At 48.9% G+C, this 18983-nt stretch carries 14 protein-coding genes and 1 pseudogene; 6 read left to right on the top strand and 9 right to left on the bottom strand.

From position 1 onward, the window contains the following. Positions 1-107 precede the first annotated feature (107 nt). From BWI97_RS22140 to BWI97_RS28450, 3 genes are all read right to left on the bottom strand, one after another. Positions 108-695: an RNA polymerase sigma factor gene (locus tag BWI97_RS22140; RefSeq protein WP_102202845.1), complete on the bottom strand. Its 588-nt coding sequence runs from the start codon at positions 693-695 to the stop codon at positions 108-110. Positions 696-1152: 457 nt separating this feature from the next. After that, positions 1153-1425, bottom strand: a complete 273-nt coding sequence (locus BWI97_RS28455) for a hypothetical protein (protein ID WP_233207952.1) — start codon at positions 1423-1425, stop codon at positions 1153-1155. Further along, positions 1425-1580 carry a hypothetical protein gene (locus BWI97_RS28450; protein ID WP_233207951.1) on the bottom strand — a complete coding sequence of 52 codons (156 nt, stop codon included), beginning with the start codon at positions 1578-1580 and terminating at the stop codon, positions 1425-1427. The genes BWI97_RS28455 and BWI97_RS28450 overlap by 1 nt, the downstream gene beginning before the upstream one ends. Positions 1581-1796: 216 nt before the next feature. Between BWI97_RS28450 and BWI97_RS22130 the strand changes: the two genes are divergently transcribed. Continuing rightward, the gene (locus BWI97_RS22130) at positions 1797-2777 is read left to right on the top strand and encodes a GlxA family transcriptional regulator (RefSeq protein WP_102202844.1); all 981 of its coding nucleotides are present in this window, start codon (positions 1797-1799) and stop codon (positions 2775-2777) included. A gap of 60 nt (positions 2778-2837) precedes the next feature. Here the strand turns inward: BWI97_RS22130 and BWI97_RS28980 are convergent, their stop codons facing one another. From BWI97_RS28980 to BWI97_RS22115, 3 genes are all read right to left on the bottom strand, one after another. After that, complete coding sequence (locus BWI97_RS28980; RefSeq protein ID WP_255403185.1) at positions 2838-3686, bottom strand: carbohydrate-binding domain-containing protein; 849 nt, start codon at positions 3684-3686, stop codon at positions 2838-2840. 37 nt (positions 3687-3723) lie between these two features. Continuing rightward, a complete protein-coding gene (locus tag BWI97_RS28975; RefSeq protein ID WP_102202842.1) occupies positions 3724-4365 on the bottom strand; it encodes a carbohydrate-binding domain-containing protein in 642 nt (213 codons plus the stop codon). Positions 4366-4530: 165 nt separating this feature from the next. Further along, positions 4531-5067: a pyridoxamine 5'-phosphate oxidase family protein gene (locus BWI97_RS22115; protein WP_094814184.1), complete on the bottom strand. Its 537-nt coding sequence runs from the start codon at positions 5065-5067 to the stop codon at positions 4531-4533. A gap of 847 nt (positions 5068-5914) precedes the next feature. Here BWI97_RS22115 and uvrA point away from each other — a divergent pair. Beyond that, positions 5915-8446 (top strand): excinuclease ABC subunit UvrA, encoded by a 2532-nt coding sequence (uvrA, locus tag BWI97_RS22110; protein WP_102202841.1) that lies wholly within the window; start codon positions 5915-5917, stop codon positions 8444-8446. A gap of 662 nt (positions 8447-9108) precedes the next feature. Further along, positions 9109-10016 (top strand): annotated as a pseudogene (locus BWI97_RS22105) (SDR family oxidoreductase). A gap of 223 nt (positions 10017-10239) precedes the next feature. Here the strand turns inward: BWI97_RS22105 and BWI97_RS22100 are convergent. After that, complete coding sequence (locus tag BWI97_RS22100; protein WP_102202840.1) at positions 10240-11355, bottom strand: hypothetical protein; 1116 nt, start codon at positions 11353-11355, stop codon at positions 10240-10242. A 1098-nt stretch (positions 11356-12453) separates the two neighbouring features. On the opposite strand from BWI97_RS22100, the gene BWI97_RS22095 reads away from it, so the two are divergent. Together BWI97_RS22095 and BWI97_RS22090 are read left to right on the top strand one after the other, a co-directional pair. Further along, complete coding sequence (locus BWI97_RS22095; protein WP_102202839.1) at positions 12454-12813, top strand: hypothetical protein; 360 nt, start codon at positions 12454-12456, stop codon at positions 12811-12813. 610 nt (positions 12814-13423) lie between these two features. After that, positions 13424-17191, top strand: a complete 3768-nt coding sequence (locus tag BWI97_RS22090) for a DUF6055 domain-containing protein (RefSeq protein WP_158242818.1) — start codon at positions 13424-13426, stop codon at positions 17189-17191. A 117-nt stretch (positions 17192-17308) separates the two neighbouring features. Here BWI97_RS22090 and BWI97_RS22085 read toward each other — a convergent pair whose 3' ends face one another. After that, positions 17309-17680 (bottom strand): helix-turn-helix domain-containing protein, encoded by a 372-nt coding sequence (locus tag BWI97_RS22085; RefSeq protein ID WP_102202837.1) that lies wholly within the window; start codon positions 17678-17680, stop codon positions 17309-17311. A 78-nt stretch (positions 17681-17758) separates the two neighbouring features. Between BWI97_RS22085 and BWI97_RS22080 the strand changes: the two genes are divergently transcribed. Then, complete coding sequence (locus BWI97_RS22080) at positions 17759-18652, top strand: NAD(P)H-binding protein (RefSeq protein ID WP_102202836.1); 894 nt, start codon at positions 17759-17761, stop codon at positions 18650-18652. 133 nt (positions 18653-18785) lie between these two features. On the opposite strand, the gene BWI97_RS22075 is transcribed toward BWI97_RS22080, so the two are convergent. Then, positions 18786-18983 (bottom strand): RagB/SusD family nutrient uptake outer membrane protein (locus BWI97_RS22075; RefSeq protein WP_146011000.1); only part of this gene is annotated, 198 nt, incomplete at its 5' end.

Here is an 18983-nt window from a genome sequence, read left to right as displayed (position 1 = left end):
TAAGAGGGTTGATCTCCGCTTCGGAGGTTGAGGTTGCGGGGGTAAGACAAGTGAGAGCACCCGGAAGGTCCCCTTACCCGTTAAAATAATTGGGATACCGTTCCTTTTTATCCTTCGAAAAGAACCGTTGCCAGCACGCTGAATGTGATGCCCAGGTCTTTTTCGACGGCGATTTTCAATACTTTCATCGAACGTACCATGTGTTTTTTGATGATGTTGCGGGAAACGCCCAGTTCTGCGGCGACTTCTTCGTAGGAAAGCCCCTGTTGACGGCACAGTTCAAAAACCCGCCGACTCTGATTCGGTAAGGTGGCGAGTACCGATTGAATAAACCGCTGGTATTCAATCGTCTGCCATTCATCATCTACGGATGATGAGGTTTGTTCATACGTTTTAACGAAGGAGCTGAGATTTTTTTCTTCCGATAAGACTTTTTTCAGAACGTTGAGACTCAGGTTTTTACCGGCCGTCATCAGATACGATTTGAAGGCACTGATTTCCGGTAGCCGACCCCGATCTTCCCAAATCCGCAGAAATACTTCCTGACAAATGTCTTTCGTTACATCCGACGATTTCACAATGGAATACACAAAGCGGTACAGAAGCGGCCGGTAGCGGTCGTGCAATTCCGCAAAGGCTTTCGCGTGGCCTTCGGAGGCGAGCTGCAGCAGTACTTCTTCAGTCAGGAGACGCATAAGTAGAAGTATTGGTTAAGTAAGTCGTTGCAATCGGAACTAGACAACTGCCATAGCCTAGATCCTCTGAAAAGGAACTAGACTACGTTTGCTCGTACGTATACACGGGAGTCGCCTACGCTTGGGAAGGATTTTCGACGGACTCCGGTAACGTAAGGAATTAAGGTACTGAATGCGTACGATTCCAAAGGAAAGCTGCGGCTCTTGCCTGAGGGGAAGAGCTAATTAAGCAAGGAATTTGTAGAAATCAAAGGATTATATCCGAAACGATTTTAAGCGTATGTTCTATTTTATCGGGCGTATTGAAGCAGACGAGAGCAGGACCACTGCTTCGTTCGGCTCATTCGGCTTATCCTATTTTTTCCGGTATTGTCAAATCATTAGCTTCCGTAGCCGTAATAAAAACAGCCCAGAAGACCTAATGGGCGTCTTCTGGGCTATGGCATTTTAAATATGATCAGGATTGCGGTGTATAGTCGATCATCCATTGAATGCCGTAGGCGTCCGTCAGCATGCCAAAGACTGTACCCCAAGATGAAGGTTCTAGCGGTACGTTTACCTTACCTCCCCTGGAAAGCCCCTCGAACAATCGCTGGGCTTCGGCCTGGCTGTCCGGCGTGAGCGTAAGGGAAATCTGGTTACCCGGAATCAGGGTATGACACATGGAATCGGGCACATTCGTACCCATCAGAATTACGCCACCCTTGCCCAGCGGCAAGGCGATGTGCATCAACTTATGCTGCTCATTTTCGGGGCATTTGTGGCTTCAGTCGTGTCTTTGAAGCGTAGTAACGTCAGAAATTCGCCACCAAATACACTTTTGTAAAAGCGAAAGGCTTCTTCGGTAGTACCGGGAAAGTTGAGATAGGGATGTGCCGTCAACATACGTAAGAAACGTTGAATAAGTAAAGGAATTTAATTTAGACTAACTGGGGAATGGAGCCTTGTATCGCCAAAGAGCAAATCATCCAACGAGTAACGTTAATTACTTTTCCCGAGCAGTTCCTGGGCAAAAGTAGGGTCTCTTCCACCGACGAGCGAGGGTAAATCCGACCATCTGCAGGGTTGATTGCTACCAGTTTTTTCCCTAGTTTTACTCACATGAAGCACATCTCTATTCTGGTGCCGCAGGGAGCTATTTTAGGAAGTCTGGAAGGCTCCCGTCAACTGTTAACGCAGGTAAACTCGTTCGTAAAAATGCAGGGACAGTCGCCCCTGTTCAAGGTACAGCTGGTCGGTCTCTGCCGGGAAACACTAGTGAGTGGCGGCCTTTTTACCGTCCACGCCGATCACTTGCTGGAGGAAATCACGCATACGGATCTCATCATCATTCCGGCGGTAGATGGCAATATTGAAGAGGCGGTAGAAAAAAATAAACGCTTCATTCCCTGGATTACGCAGCAGTATCAGCAGGGGGCGGAGGTGGCCAGTTTGTGTATGGGAGCGTTCATCCTGGCTTCGACGGGCTTGTTACGGGGGCGTAAGTGTGCCACGCACTGGATGGCGGCCAACGATTTCCGCCGCATGTTCCCGGATGTCGAGCTGTTAACCGAAAAAATTATTACGGACGAACAGGGCATTTACTCCAGCGGTGGGGCCTTTTCGTACCAGAACCTGATTTTACACCTGATTGAAAAGTACGCGGGTCGCGAACTGGCTATTCTTTCGGCCAAAGTTTTTGCGATTGAAATTGACCGGATCAGTCAGTCTTCGTTCATGATGTTTCAGGGACAGAAAGATCATGAGGATGCACTGGTACGCAAGGCTCAGGACTTTATCGAATCTAATTTTACGGAACGAATCACCGTCGAACAATTATCGGATCAGTTAGCCATCAACCGCCGCAGTCTGGAACGACGCTTCAAAAAGGCGACGGGTAATACCGTCAATGAATACATGCAGCGGGTCAAAATCGAAGCCGCCAAGAAGAGTTTTGAAGTGAGCCGTAAAAACATCAATGAAGTGATGTACGACGTAGGCTACTCGGATACGAAAGCCTTTCGGGTGATTTTCAAGAAGACAACGGGCATGACGCCCCTCGATTACCGCAACAAATACAACAAACAGGCGGCGGCTTTGTAAGTAGATTCGTCTGCTTATGGTCCCCTTGAACTTCGTAAAAGACCAAGGGGACTTGCGTTGCTACCGTCCCGTGTTTCCGCCAGCATTCGTTACCATTGTACTCGCCGTAAAACTGCCGGATTGGGTTCCCGCTGTATACGTTCCGCTCGTATAAAGCCCATTAAAAGTAGTGCTCGCGTTTACACTGCCTCCGCTATATACCCGGTACGACTGACCCGTTTTAAGCTTTGGACTGGAAAACAACAGCGTTGTGAAGGTTTTGGGAAGTTGAAGTGTCAGTACCTCTGCTCCCTCATTCGATTCAATATGCAACAGTTGATTAGCTGAACCGCCGCTCATAATGACAGAAGGCTGCGTACTGACGGAAGCCGTGGGCGTACTCGTCGCTCCGCCCATACCGACCAGAATGCCGCCAGTGATTTTAAACGTATTTCGGTCGCAATCAAAACCTTCTTCGGGGGCGGCGGCTCCAATGGATACTACTTTTCCACCCGTTACGGTCAGCTTGCCGTTGGAATCAATTCCATCGTTCGACGAACTGTTCGCATAAACGGTCCCACCATTAATGTAAATGAAGGTACCTGCGTTCAATCCATCATCGAAGGTTTTAACCGAAATGTTGCCACTATTGATGGTTAGTACGCTTTTGCTTTCAATACCCTCCCCCGCCGTTGAAGTGATGTTGATCGTTCCCCCATTGATCGTCAGGTACGGGTCGATGCTGGTATCGGTATCATAAGACGCCGCAATTCCCTTGTCGGCCACGTTGATAGTAAAAGTCCCGTCGTTAATGACGACGTAGCCCTCTTCACACTGAATCCCGTCACCCTTCGTCGTCATGGTTACGGTCCCTCCGTCGGCAATAAACGCTTCATTGGTGTGAATGCCATCCGATACTGCACTGGGTATGGAGAGGGTTCCACTGATAATGCGGACATAATCATCACTACAAATGGCGTGTTTGTAACTTTCCCTGCACGCTCAAGCTTCCCTGGCCACTGAAGATCAACTGTCCTTCACTAAACAGAGTAGCTTTTTGATCTTCCGTAGCGTTGGCGGCGTACGTTGCACCATCGGTCAGGATATTGGTAGTTTGATCGGCCAGTTCAATAAACGCTCGTTTGCTGGATTGGATATTCAAGGCCGGACCATCCGTATTCGTTAGCGTCAGGCCATTCAGGGTAAGTTTGAATTTTTTATCGCTGTAAATTTTCACTGAACCATTGTTACTGACACCACTCAGTATGTAAGCCACTTCTGCAACGGTAGAGGTGATGATCACATCGCCGTTACTTTCTGTGATCGCTACCCCCTTCCCCGCCAACGGATTAGAGATAGTAACACTCGATCCAAATGCAATGCTAACTGTCGAGGAAAAAGTGGCATTAGCCAGCAGATCCTCTGCATTGACGGCCCGGTCGGTGTTGCCTTCGGGACTAGTGGAAATGGTAGCGACACTGTCGATGGGTACTGCGTTACCAGCGTTCGTTGTGATCTCGGTGTTGTCCTTGGAACACGCCATCGTCAGCGTACTGAAGATCAAAAATGGGAGCCGACCCGCCCACGAGCGGCCAAAAATAAGGTTCATACGATTACGTTCCGTTTGGTGTTGCTCTCTCCGAGCTTTTCTGTAACCTTTACGCAGTACGGAACAGGCGTGTTGCAAACCTCATTATGAATAGTAGTTATTTTAAACAAGAAACGTCCGACAAGAAGCTCTTGCCGGACGTTTCTCGGGTATATTATCCAATTATTAAACTTTCAATTTTCCTTCGATCGAATCATCCAGTGTTTTACCCACCAGAGCTCCCACGGCCGTTTTAACCATAGCTACGGCATTACCATGTTTATTGTCCCAGTAATAACCTTCCTCAGCGGATACCTGAATAACTGTGATGCGGGGATCGTCTTCACCTTCGGTAAACCAGGCTTTTAAAATAGGATTCCAGAGTTCTTTGATTTTTTCCTTGTCTTTGGAAATGGTTGCCCGCCCGTATACGCTCAGGAAATCAGAATGAGCAGAGCCCTGGAATAACAGGTGAACGTAGGGATCTGCCTGAATATCCGCGTTTTTGTTACTGTCATCAGAACTCAGGAACCAGAAATTGCCTGATTCATCGACTTCCTGCACGGACATAGGTCGTACCTTTAGTGGCTGACCAGTCGTTATTCGGGTACAAAAATGACAGGTGCTGTTTTTTTCGGCCAGTTCGTTGATTTTCTTTCCGGCCTCATTCCCTGCTAAATCTTCCTTGTTCTTTTCAGGTTGCTGTTGATTGATACTGTCCATGATGTTAGCGTTTTATCTGTTCGCATAACCTTACAAAGACTGTTCCAGTACCTTACCGAATGAATCGCCGGGTCAGGGAGAACTGATCCATCAACCGGGCCATCAAATGATTTATGCCCAAAAACCGAAAGGACCACCCTCAGCGTGTGTAGCATCGGTTGCAATGATCCCATACCAACCCAAAGGTCGTAGGATATATCCACAACAATGAAATGCACAAGTACATCCCAAAGGTCAGATACGCCTGACGCGACTATCTGGCGGAAGGCGGAAGGCCTGGCTTCTGCTTTCTTAACAAAGCAAAATACGGGGAACGCCATCAGGAAAGCGTTGTTACCGGCGAGATACGACACGATTTCCAGATAGACGTAATTGCCGGGCAAGGACTTTGCATGAGCACCTACCTCCCAGCTGTGGTGGTATTAGCCGATTAGAAACATGGGTCTACTCACACCCAGGATACGTTTCCAGTCCAAAGGAGGATAGGGTTTCAACCCTATCCTACCAGATGGATCGAGCCTATGGTTGTTCTTTGAGCTTCTGCTATGAACTTTCTTTTTTTGATAGTAGGATTGGGTGCTTCGTTCACCTCAAGTACGGGCAGTCGTGCTACCCTCTCTAGAAAAACCGTATAGTAGATTCTCATGAAGTACCAGCGTTCATTCGAACCCGAGCAGTTACCTGCATGGTTTAGTATTCATTTGCCCTTAGGAACTGGCAATTTCAGTGGCCCGACCTTTTCATGCAATGTTATTCGCCCTATTTCATAAACAGAGCGTGTACATACGCTCCTGTAACCATCTACGTAGGGAGCGATAGACTTTACCGAAATATAAATTAGAACCGCATGCATAAGTCTAGTCGAGAAGCAACGAAAGCGTTTTCTGGCTTTATAGAGGTAAAAGGAGCCTCCGAACATAACCTCAAGGCCGTAAACGTAACCATTCCCCGCGATGCATTAGTCGTCTTTACCGGGATCTCAGGATCGGGCAAATCTTCGCTGGCGTTTGGCACTTTATACGCAGAAGCCCAGCGGCGGTATCTGGATTCCGTATCGCCCTATGCCCGACGACTTTTCAATCAGCTATCAGTTCCCAGGGTGGAACAGATCGAAGGCTTGCCGCCGGCCGTCGCTTTACAACAACAGCGGGGGGCGGTCAGTACCCGCTCCTCGGTGGGTAGTATCACGACGATTTCGAACCTCATCCGCATGCTTTATTCCCGGACTGGGGATTACCCTTCTGGACAATCGATCATTTACGCCGAAGGTTTTTCCCCCAATACGCCCGAAGGAGCCTGTCCGCACTGCCACGGCCTGGGAAGAGTCTATGAAGTAACGGAACGATCCATGGTGCCGGATGACTCCCTGACCATCCGCGAACGGGCCGTTGCGGCCTGGCCTTCGGCCTGGCAGGGCCAAAATCAACGGGACATCTTAACCACTTTAGGGTATGACATTGATGTACCCTGGAAAGATCTTCCGCAAAAGACCCGCGATTGGATACTCTTTACGGAGGAACAGCCCGTTGTGCCGGTTTATGCCAATCGTAGTCGGGAAGCAGTCAAAGAAGCGATAGCGAAGAAGCTCACGCCTGACTACATGGGCACCTTCACCAGTGTGCAGCGTTACGTCATGCAGACCTTTGCTACCACTCAAAGCCCCCTGATGAAAAAGCGGGTGGCTCAGTATATGTTGAGCAGTGTGTGTAAAGTATGCCATGGAAAACGGCTCAAAAAAGAGTCGCTGACGGTAACCTTTGCTGGCCTGGACATTGCCGAAATGGCTCGCCTGACTATGGAAGAAATGGCTCAGCTGTTTGCTACATTTCTTCAGAAAAAGAAAGACCCGGAATGGGAGTCGGCACACCCGGAAAAGATTCTGGTGGCGGATCGTATTGTCGAAGATGTACTGGCCCGGCTTCAGGTAGTTTTGGATTTAGGGTTGGGTTATCTCACGCTTGAACGGACCACGCCAACGCTTTCACCCGGCGAATTGCAAAGACTTCGCCTGGCTACTCAGGTGTATTCCAATTTGTTTGGCGTTGTGTATGTACTCGATGAACCATCGGCGGGACTTCATCCGGCCGATACGCAGGCCTTACTCCGAACCCTGGATAAGCTCAAAGCCGCGGGTAACTCCCTGTTCGTCGTCGAGCACGAACCGGAAGTAATCCAGCATGCCGACTGGATTGTAGATGTAGGGCCAGCCGCGGGGGAATTGGGCGGACAGGTCTTGTACAGTGGTCCTTTGGAAGGCTTACAAAAGGTAGACGCCTCCGTTACTGGAAAATACATCTTCGGTAAGGTCCGTTTCCCTAATCAAAAACGTCAACCCGCAGGCTGGCTTAAGGTAGCGGATGTCACCCGGAATAACCTGAACCAATTAGCTGTGGATTTTCCTTTAGGCGTATTTACCTGCGTTACCGGCGTATCGGGCTCTGGCAAAAGTAGCCTCGTCAGTCAGGTACTGGTGGAGCTGGCAGGCAAAGCTCTGGGAACCACCTTGCCCGAAGCCACGGAGGTGGAGGACGAAAACCCTTTGGAACAACAAACGGTCGAGACTTTAGCAGGAACGATTACTGCAGGAATGGAATTCATCAAACGGCTCATCGTCGTGGATCAGAAACCCATTGGCCGAACACCCCGATCCAATCTGGCTACCTATACCGGCCTTTTTGATAACATTCGTAAGTTGTTTGCGGCTACTAGAATGGCTAAGGCCCGAAAGTACGATGCGGGCCGATTCTCGTTCAATGTCACCAAGGGCCGGTGTCCGCACTGCCAGGGGGAAGGTTCCGTTATGGTAGAGTTACTGTTCTTACCGAGCGTTTATTCCCCCTGCCCTACCTGTCAAGGGAAAAGATATAATCCCGAGACGCTGGAGGTTACCTACAGGGACAAGGACATTGCCGAAGTACTCGCCCTATCCGTCGATGAAGCGTTTGCGTTTTTCAAAGAAGATAAAACCGTCGCTCATACGCTTCAGGTGATCCGGGAGGTTGGGCTAGGCTACCTGCGACTGGGACAACCCGCTACGGAGCTTTCCGGAGGGGAGGCTCAACGGATTAAACTGGCTACCGAACTGCAACGGCAGCAGCAAGGCAGTACGCTTTATATTTTAGATGAACCCACTACGGGCCTGCACCCTTCGGATGTTGAAAAGCTCATGACTCAATTGCAGGGGCTTGTAGAAGCAGGCAATACCGTAATTGTCATTGAACATGATATGGCTGTGGCGGCCGCCAGTGACTATGTCATTGATATGGGGCCAGGGGCGGGCAGCAAGGGAGGAAACGTGGTGGCTCAGGGCATTCCTACGCTGGTAGCCCAAAGTTCTGAAAGTCGCACCGCTCCCTATTTAGCTCCTTATCTCTCGTAAGCCATCTGGATTGGCTTTCTTCCTGCGAAACGTACGTAGCATACCAGGTGGACGGCAGGTGTATCGAATAAAAAATGGGCTCATCAGGTGATACAACGGCAGGGTGAGCCCATGCTCAAAATATCTGTTTGGTACAAGTTGTTGTATGGATTCATCCTCGAAACAGGATAGGAAACCAGCTAGAGGAGCTGGCTCTCAAGCACTACTGGACTATTCATTTGGAAGCCAGCCATTACGTGTGCAGCGTACAACCAGCCAGGTTTTCTCGCTCGCTCCTGAAAGACGGTACTGGCAAAAACTTCCTGAACTCACTTTGGTAAACGGGGTAGGTTTGACAATTAACCCCATAAAGGGTCAGTTTTTATTGGCCAGATTTTTTTAAATACCCAGGGGTCTCAACTCTTGAAAAGTCAGCGTTACATCAACGCCGGGGCTGCTCCAGGTACTATAGATTCAGACGCGTAAAACGGTTTAATCATACCAGGTAAAGAATTGAGATAGAGCTAGATCATTAACGGTTAGCTTTTACTACTACAATGTTTCATACAACAGGTATTTAACCCATGAAAGTAACCAATATCTCAAGACGCAATCTTGTAAAAGGACTGGGAGCTACGGTATCAACCCTGGCCATCAGTGCTCCACTTAGTGCAAAAAATACAATGACAAACGCCAATGGTAACGAGCTGAACGCTCTGGAAGATCCCCGGGGAAAATACCCCCAACCACCCTACAAAAAACAAAATCAGCCGCATCCGGGCTTAGCTTCCCGAATGGATCCCCTACCCGATCATGGCGAAAAGTCCTATAAAGGTAATAATAGACTCGCAGGACGTAAGGCCCTCATCACCGGTGGCGATTCGGGCATTGGCAGAGCGGCGGCCATTGCTTATGCCCGGGAAGGAGCCGATGTAGCCATCAACTATTTGCCTGCGGAAGAAAGTGACGCCAAAGAAGTGGTTGCTCTGATTCGTGCGGAAGGAAGAAAAGCGGTTGCGGTGCCCGGAGATATTACGGATAAGGAATTCTGTAAAAAGCTGGTTGACGAGGCCGTTAAACAACTGGGCGGTTTGGATATTCTGGTCAACAATGCAGGGTATCAGAAAAGTAATTTATCCATTATGGATATTAGCGACGAGAGTTTTGATGCTACGATGAAAACGAACATCTACGCGTTGTTCTGGATTACGAAAGCGGCTCTCTCGCATCTAAACCCGGTTCCTGTATCATCGCTACCACTTCGGTGCAGGCCTATGATCCTTCAGAAAACCTTTTTGATTACGCCCAGACGAAAGCGGCGAACGTAGCTTACGTTAAGTCGCTGGCCAAACAGCTGGGACCCAAAGGCATCCGGGTCAATGGCGTGGCTCCGGGACCCGTTTGGACACCCCTCCAGGTTTGTGGTGGACAAGAACAGGAAAAGCTGGTCAAGTTTGGCGGCGATACTCCGCTGGGTCGGGCGGGCCAGCCAGCCGAACTAGCCTCTATCTTCGTCCAATTAGCGGACAATACGGGTAGTTATTCAACCGGTCAGGTCTTTGGAGCTGCTGGTGGGGGTGGACATCCTTAATCAATCAAAGTAAGCGGCCCAGATTTCCCGATAGTATGATAGAAATCAATTCAGTGATCAAAGGGAGTTCGCTACACAAAACAGTAGGAACAGCTTCATAGAAGCAGTCGTCGATAACGAACGGAGCCCGATTGAATAATCGGGCTCCGTTCGTTATCATTCAGCCAAGCTACTACAAGTTATACAGACTTGCTACTTACGGAGCTTTTTAAAACTGAATGGGTCAACGTACTCGCACCAGTTGCATATCCAGCGTATCCTGAAGCATAACACCTCTGAGTCGTATGGTTTTGGCCGTATAATCACTGACCGTGGCCTGAAACGTTTCGTTTGAAGAATAAAAGGACACGCTGAGGGTGTTTTTCAACGAATCAAAGGTATAGCTTCCGTGAAAACTTTCACTCGGGTCGTAGCGATAGAGATTCGGACTAAAAACGCACCCATCATTCCCGGAAAAATAGATTCGGCTCCAGGCGGTAGGGGTCGTTAGCCAATCCGTGGGGTATTGAATCCTGCCGTTGCGAGTTAACTGTTCCACTTTCCAGGTTCCCCGAAGCGTCTGCTCCTGCGGGTGCAGAGCCATCAGGGCCTTAAGTGCTACAAAAGCGATGACAACCGGCACCAATCGCAGGCCATATTTAAGCCAGCTCCCTAGTGATGGTACTGAAGAAAGAAGCTGAACCCCTGAGGCAAAGACCTCCTGGATCATTTTGGGTGGAATCAAAAACAGAAGACCGAGTACAAAAACAGCCGAGTTGAAGAAGGCACCCGGACTAATTGAGAAAAAAGCGTTGATCAAAACGATCGTTACCATCACGGGTAAGAGGATGAACACCCCCAGTAGAGTGGTTCTGCGGTAGAGTAGCAGTATCGACCCTCCGATTTGGAAAAGGCCCAGAATAACAGCAAACGCATAGGAGTAGCCAAAGTAGTACCAGGTCAGGGAAAAGCCATCGACTGCCTGTAGAGGCAGGTCCAAAACGTGTTCGGGAGTAGTAAACTGTGTTTTCAGAAGTTTAGCAAAGCCATAACTTGAGATCGACAGAGCCAGCCAGAAACGGATGATGGACTGCAAGCGGGCATGACGTTTATCGCTTGTAGTATGTTGACTTTTTTCCTGCGTCTGCCATCGCCAGGCAAATACCAGACTAGCCAGTAAAGCGACTCCGACCGTACCCGCTAACAAGTGGGGAAAATAAGAGCCATACGCCTCCAGCAGGGAATGGGGTAAAAATTCCAGTGGGAACAGTAGTAACTGGAGCAGAGCAGTGGCTGCTAACAAAGATGCCACAAATTGATACAACCTGGAAGAAGTAACGCGAACAGGGGCTGAGGTCATAGAGGTAAAGCTAGCGAGTAAATCCGTAGGGGTTTGAGCACGTTCGATGATGAAACCATTATTTTTTCATCATCCGGCAGATGCGTATCCAGGCGGAGTTGTTGCATCAGACCTTGTTATTTCCAGAGCTATCGGGCCAAGGCAGCGTCACCGATTGCGAAAGGTTGCTCTTGCCTACACCCTTTTCTTACCCGTATGAATCTGTCTTCTGAAAACCACAGGTAAATCAGATTCGTACAGTGACTTTTATGGGTTTCAACTATTTACTGAAAACGGACTTAGGGACTATTGTTCCTCCTTTTTCAGATCGGTTAGTAATGCTTATCAATAAATTAAAGTGACCCTTCCTAAATACCGTTTAACCAAGGCCTTATACTGCTTTACTTGAAATTCAATCAAATCCATCTATTTAAACGTATAGTCCATTCATTTTAACAGTTGCAAAAAGGCTGTTAATTCAAACCTCTATTTTACTACTATTTCCAAATAACGTACTCAAATAAACGTCTACTCAGATGTATACGATTAGCTTATTTATCTAGTCTTATCGGCCTAACTACGCAAGCATTCTCCCTTACTTCTGTATTCATTTTGTCATCTTTTAGGTTTAAATCAAGAGGGTATGATTGTACCAAATGTGATGATAAATCTACATAAAGTGTAAAAATAGAACCTCTATCTTTGACCAGCCTTAACGTGTCCAATGCTAGTCATTCTATGCGTTAGCCTCTATACAAAAGTGCATTCAGTTCTTTTTAAACAGTTGAAAACCTGTTATTTATCAGTGCATTAACAGTTGTTTTGATCGATTAACCGTTTGGGTTTACTGACGGTATCTTCTGTTTTCCCTGAATTATTTATCCATCTCTTTACAATCAATGCTTACCGAATGCATGACTCGCTATTCCTACTCATTTATAGCAGGAATAAATCATCTTAACGCATTCATCCTGGATTGACATCAGGCATTGGGTTCGTCCCTGATCTAATAACCGCCAAGACCGAACATCTGTACAGTATCCACTCCTCTTTTTTTATCAACGTATGCAAGCTGCAAACGGCTTGAAGCGTCTGATAGCTTGTCACTTAAACAATTCTATGAAAAAAAGTTTACGCATTTTTTATGCCTTTGTACTGGTGTTGTGGTATGGCTTTCCCGGTTTGGCCCAGTATGTTCCCGGAGATACGGTTACGCACAACGGAAAAAAATTCAAAATAGTAAGTACAAATTTGATTCCAAATCCTGGATTCGAAAACGGCTTCAGCGATTGGACGGACGCTACGTCTGCCGCAGCTCCGCTCCAATCCAGTAAATTTACGGTTATGACTATGGGTGGGGTAAACCACTCCAAATACCTGGTCGGAACAACCAATGAAGGTTCTAGTTCTTCGGGTTCACTGGGTACAGGCCGGGCTATTCAGGCGGGAAAAATCTATTACATTTCTTTTCAGACCTAGTATCAGAATGCCAGTACGGCAGCAGGTTCAGAGGGTTACTCCAGCGTCTCACGAACCAACAAGCGAACGGCCTCAGCAGAACCGTTGCTGGTACTGAATGCGACCCAGGTCAATGGAGATGGGCAGTGGACGGCCAATAGGTCGTTTCTACGAATACTTCCTCCTATGCTTACGTAGTGGCCCCTTTCCGGTGGTTAGCGGGTCGGGTGGGTTATGACGACTTTTTCCTCCATGAAGTCACGGAGCTCACTAATACGGCCGACTTGCAGGCTACCATTCAGGCAGCTAACGCCCTTTATCATAGAATAGATAAAGCCTTGATAGTAATACAAATCATTTGATAAGCTTCCGGAAACAGTGAAATGTCCCATTTTACTGAAATGACCCTCTTTTTTGATGAAAAAGGGCTCGGTAGGTGTGCCTTTTCTGTTCTAAAATTGCACAATGTTTATTCCAAGTTTACTTATTCAAATAAAAGGAGCAATACGTTTCTGCTTCTAAACAAACCTCTTCATTTATGATGCACTTTAGACCTGCCCTTCTTTTTAATCTATTGGTTAGCCTATGTAGCTCTACAGGCCTGGCTGAGCCCCCTAAGCCACCTGCCCAGATGATTCCCGGCAAGACTCTACTAGCCACAAATTCTTACCCAAACCGAATTGATAAGGTACACGTCTCAAAAGTCCATGTAAACGATGCTCCTAAAGCCAACCCAGTTGACGTAACGGCTCGAATCGTCAACCCCAGTTTCGAGTCTTCCTTTACAGGGTGGACTAACCAGGGCCTCTATACACAAACCAACGCGGATTTTAACCCTCAGAAAGCCGGCAATACCTACGCCGAGCGTTGGGTAGGCGGCCCGCCCCTGCCCAACGTAAGCCTTTCTCAGAAAATTACCGGTTTGCCCAACGGGCAATATACACTAGTAGTAGGAGCCCAAAACATTACTCAAAACCCAGATACGGGCCAGCCGGGCGGTTTCGTCTTTGCCAATAACGCTCAAACCGAAGTTGGAGCAAGGGGAGAATACTCGGTTGATTTTCTGGTTATCGACAGCACCGCCGTTATTGGCTTTAAAACGGAAAATTCCCGCGGTAACTGGATGGCCTGCGATAATTTTCGACTCCACTATAAAGGGGCTGCTACGGAACTAATGAATGCAAGGCTACAGACGCTGTTGGATTCAGCCACCACGGTGCTGGGTAAAAAGATGCAGAACGCCCGTCGTACGGCTCTTGAAAGTGCGGTTTCCGCTGCTCAGCAAAGTCTGTCGCAAAATGCAGCTGGAGGTGAACTGGCGAATCGAATTGTACAGATGCAAACCACGTTAGCCCCGGCCCGCGTATCGGCTGAGGCCTACCGCCAGCTACAAGTCGCTATTGACTCGGCAATGATTGTGTATGGCAATGGTACAGGCAAGCAAGCGGCTGCGTTCCTGGCGGTTATTGACCAGAATAAAGCTCTCGCGGCTAATCTAAATGCGGAGTTAAGTGAGGTTGAGAAAGCTCCTAAAGCAATCTACGCGGCAACCTTGGCCTTTCGCTATGCGAATGCCTCCAGTACGGCTCCGCTGGACATGACCAAATATATCGTCAATCCGGGCTTTGATAACAACAACGCAGAAGGCTGGAAAGGCGGGGGTACGGTTGGGTATCATGCGGTTGAGTTTTACCAGCGAACCTTTAACTTCAACCAAAGCATCGCTGGGCTTCCTGCCGGAAAGTATGTGCTCAAAGCACAGGCCTTTGAACGTCCCAAACACAACGATGCCGGGGCTGCCTATACCGCTGGTACCGAAACGATTCATGCCCGACTCTATGCCCAAAGCAATCAATTCTCGGAGAAAAACATACCTTTTCCCTCGTTGTACAAGCATCCCTATTCGGGCAGTGGCTCTGATAAGGGCTACATCAACACCATGGCCAGTGCGGAAGTAATGTTCACGGGTTCGAATCGTTCCAACTATCAGGTAGCCTTGACAAACATCCTTTTGGACGAAAATGACGTGCTTACCATTGGAGCCAAAAGCACCTTTCAACAAGGCGGCTACTGGGCCCTGATGGATCATTTCCGACTCGAATACCTGGGTGGTCTGGACGATGCCGACTACGTTGCCCTAATTAACGACCGGATTGTCAGAGCCCAGCAGCTCCTGGCGGAACGAATTCAGTCTTCGGCCCGGCAATCCCTGCGATCCGCCATCTCCGGTGGTCAGCAGGCCGTCGGAGCCAGTCCCCGGGTAACGGGCGATCTGGTACAGGCTAAACAGACGCTTAATGCCAGCATTGCCGCAGCCCTGGGATCGAAGAGTACGTACGATAGTCTGCAGCGTACGATTGCCTATGCTACTAAAGTGTTGGGCTGGTACACCAGCATTCCCGCTAAAAAAGATACACTGCAGCCAGCGATAAGCAGAGCTACGGCGGCTCTGAACGATTCGACGCTGACCGGAGAGCAGCTGCGGCAGGCTTCGCTCGACCTACGAAACGTCACCCGATACGTCGACAAGAAAACCTATATGGCCGGATGGATGATGGGAGACATGAACAATCCCGATAACAACTGGAGCTATACGCGAAGCGTAGAATCGAAAGACTGGATCATAGTCTGGGAAAAGGGTTTTAATACTACTAATCCGGATAGTCTCTATTATGGCAGCACCAGGTGTGATGTAAATCAGGCTTTCGAAGTCGCTCAGCGAAGTTTTGACTTGTATGCAGACTCGCTCAAGTTCATCACCCGGGGTAATTCCAAATCAGATACGTACAAGATGGTCATCCGGCTTCGGTACGCCGCAGGTTGGGAAGCCAACGGCTCCGGCGTAGACGACATGATTGGCTTACTGACGTTAAGTCCCTGGGCTTTCACTTCGGCAGAGACCATCGCTCACGAAGCCGGTCACTGCTTTCAGTATCAGACACACTGTGACAACTACGACTGGAATGGATGGCTGTATGGTTTTGGGCCTGATGCTTCCGGTGGAAACGCTTGGTGGGAACAATGTGCCCAGTGGCAGGCGTACAAGGTGTTTCCAGAGCTGCAATTTAATAACAGATCTTTTTGGGCTTATTTAAATACGGTTCACAAGCATCTCCTTCACGAAGCACCCCGGTATGATAACTTTTTCATTCAGGACTATTGGGTCAGTCGGCACGGACTCGACATCATTGGCCGCCTGTGGAACCAGTCCATCAAGCCGGAAGATCCCGTTGAAGCCTACCAGCGGATTACGGGTATCAGCCAGAAGCAATTCAACGACGAAATGTATGACTGTGCCGCCAAGTTTGCCAGCTGGGACCTTAGCCGCATCCGGTCCTACGGTGCCAGTGTCATTGCCTCCCGTCCACAGCCCAAACTTAATGATGCAGGCGGCAACTACTGGCGAATCGATCCCTCCGTGTGTCTGGAAAATTACGGTCATAACATCATTCAGCTTAATGTACCCACGGCGGTAGCGGGCGGCCGGACCAAAGCGGATGCCTTCACGACCGTTCGGGCTTCGTTTCAGGGCTTAGCGGGCACGAGTGGCTACCGGGCTAATTACGTATCGGAAGCTGGCTGGCGGTACGGTTTCGTGGCGTTGCTCAGTGACGGTACCCGCCTCTACAGTCCCATGCAATCGGTGGACATGACCACGAATGCGGGCGTAGATTCCCTGAGTTTCCAGGTTCCCACTACGGCTACCCGATTGTGGCTGATCGTTTCGGGGGCTCCTAAATCGCACTGGCGACATGCCTGGGATGACAACGATAGCAACGACGAACAATGGCCCTATCAGGTACGATTCGCGTATACGAATCTGCTCAATGAGCCCAATGTGATTCCAGCCGAACAGCCGACACCCGTCAGTCTGGTCAGTTTCGCAGCCGAAGTTCAAACCAATAAAACGGTGGAAGTCAGTTGGAAAACCGCTGGCGAGCTTCACAACAAAGCCTTTATCGTGGAACGTAGCCTGGATCTGAGCACGTTCGAGAAAGTAGCCGAAGTATACGAGGTGGCCGGCACCAGTACGCAGCAGCATACCTACCGAATCGTCGATGAGAAACCGTATCAGGGCACGAGCTATTACCGGCTCATTCAGGTGGACCGGGATGGTACGCCCCACCCGTACCGACCGAAGTCTGTACTCATCGATGGCTCCTATCTGGTCTACCCCAACCCCGTTCAGGGTTCCAGCTTCCGGGTATCGCTGGATGAGCCGTTGAAAGCAAACGTATCGCTGTCCACCGTAGAAGGACGAGGAATCCCTCTGAAGCGAACGGTCGAAACGGATCGTAGTTTGCTTTTAAAGGCAGAAGGTCATCTCAGTCCGGGCGTATACCTGCTGAAGGTGGAAGAACGAGCCCACGTACGAACGCATAAGATTGTAGTTAAGTAATGAAGCAAGTAGGCAGAAAGCAGGGGATCAAATGTTCCCCTGCTTTTTCTATTGTATGTAGAGGTACTGTTTCGGGGAAGAAAACAAAAGTCGTTTCCGTAAAACTCTCCCACGTTACTAGCGGAGCCTGGCCCCGCATCGCTCCTTATCTTTGACGGCCCACTCGGCCATTGCATTGATAACGCCTCTTAATTCCTGCCCCGCTTCGGTTAGCGTATACGTAACCACGGGCGGAACCACGGCCTGAGCAGTCCGAATGAGCAGCCCATCCGCTTCCAGTTGTTTTAAATGCTGAATGAGCATTTTTTCAGTGATATGCGGCATGGCCTTTCGGATTTCGCTGTACCGCTTGCTCCCTTCCAGCAGGTGATACAGGATGACTGGTTTCCAGTGTCCGCCAATTTTATTCATCACATACGTAACCGGACATTCCTGCAAAACAATTTCCCGATTGGCATTATACGTCGAAGCTTCCTTGATCTGGGTCATGGGTACATACTTTAGGGTAAGTACTTGTCAAAAAGTAAGTACAAAGATACCTTTGCTCTTACTAAAAACAAACGCACAATGAACTATATAATCACGGGTTCACTCGGCCACATCAGCCGACCCCTCACCCAGAATCTAGTCAAAGCCGGACATCACGTTACCGTTATCAGCAGCAATCCCGACAAAAAATCTGCTATTGAAGAACTTGGAGCTACGGCCGCTATCGGTTCCGTTGCCGACGAAGCGTTTCTACAGGCCACCTTTCAGGGAGCCAATGCCGTGTATTTAATGGTACCGAGTGATTTTTCGATAGCGGATTATCCCAGCTATCAGCAAACGGTAGCGGATGTATACGTGAAAGTTTTGGCGGCCAGTTCGGTTACGCACGTGGTACTGCTGAGCAGCATTGGAGCAGATTTACGCCACGGAGCCGGCCCCATTGACGGCATCGCTTACCTGGAGGAAAAGCTGGAAGCCCTTTCCCAACTAAACTTGAAAGTGTTACGGCCTTCGTACTTTTTCTATAACCTGTTTAGCCAGATTGATCTGATTCGTAACGCCGGTATCGCGGGCAATAACTTCGGTAATACCGACGAAAAGCTAGTACTCACCCATACCGATGACATCGCGGCAGTAGCTACGCAACAACTGCTGAATCTTTCGTTCACCGGTTACAGCATTCAGTACATCGCCAGCGATGAACGCCATCCGACTGAAATTGCGAAAGTATTGGGCAAGGCCGTTGGTAAGGAGTCAACGCCCTGGGTGCCGTTTAGCGACGAAGATTCCAAGCAAGGTATGATTAGTGCTGGCTTACCCGAAGGTTTCGCGGATTTGTACGTGCAAATGGGCAAAGCCATTCGGGAAGGAAAATTACAGAAAGATTACTGGCAAAACCGCCCGGCTACTCTGGGAGCCGTGAAACTGGAAGACTTCGCCAAAGAATTTGCGGGGGCTTATCAGCAAGGATAGGTTTTTACGAGTTATTAGTTATCAAGGGTTGAGCTTATTGAAAATAACATCCGTTTATCGAAACCTTTGATTTAGATACGCAAAAACCCCGTAAGTGAAAGCTTACGGGGTTTTTGCCTCAAAAAAGCTTTACTTATTGGGGATTCTGTACGACAACCCCGTTGGAGTTGTTGATCTCATCCTGCGGAATCAGAAACTGCCAGCGAATGTCTCCGGCGGGCACCTCGAATACGCCGTTGTTATAAGCCGCATTGTGGTTTCCACCGTTCCGGTTCAGGGGAGCATTGGTGCGTTTCAAATCGTAAAAACGGAAGCCTTCCCCCCAAAGCTC

The sequence above is a fragment of the Siphonobacter sp. BAB-5405 genome (assembly GCF_002872335.1).
Classification (GTDB): domain Bacteria; phylum Bacteroidota; class Bacteroidia; order Cytophagales; family Spirosomataceae; genus Siphonobacter.
Note: the sequence above shows the minus strand (reverse complement) of the source record. Positions and strands in the feature narration are given on the sequence as shown.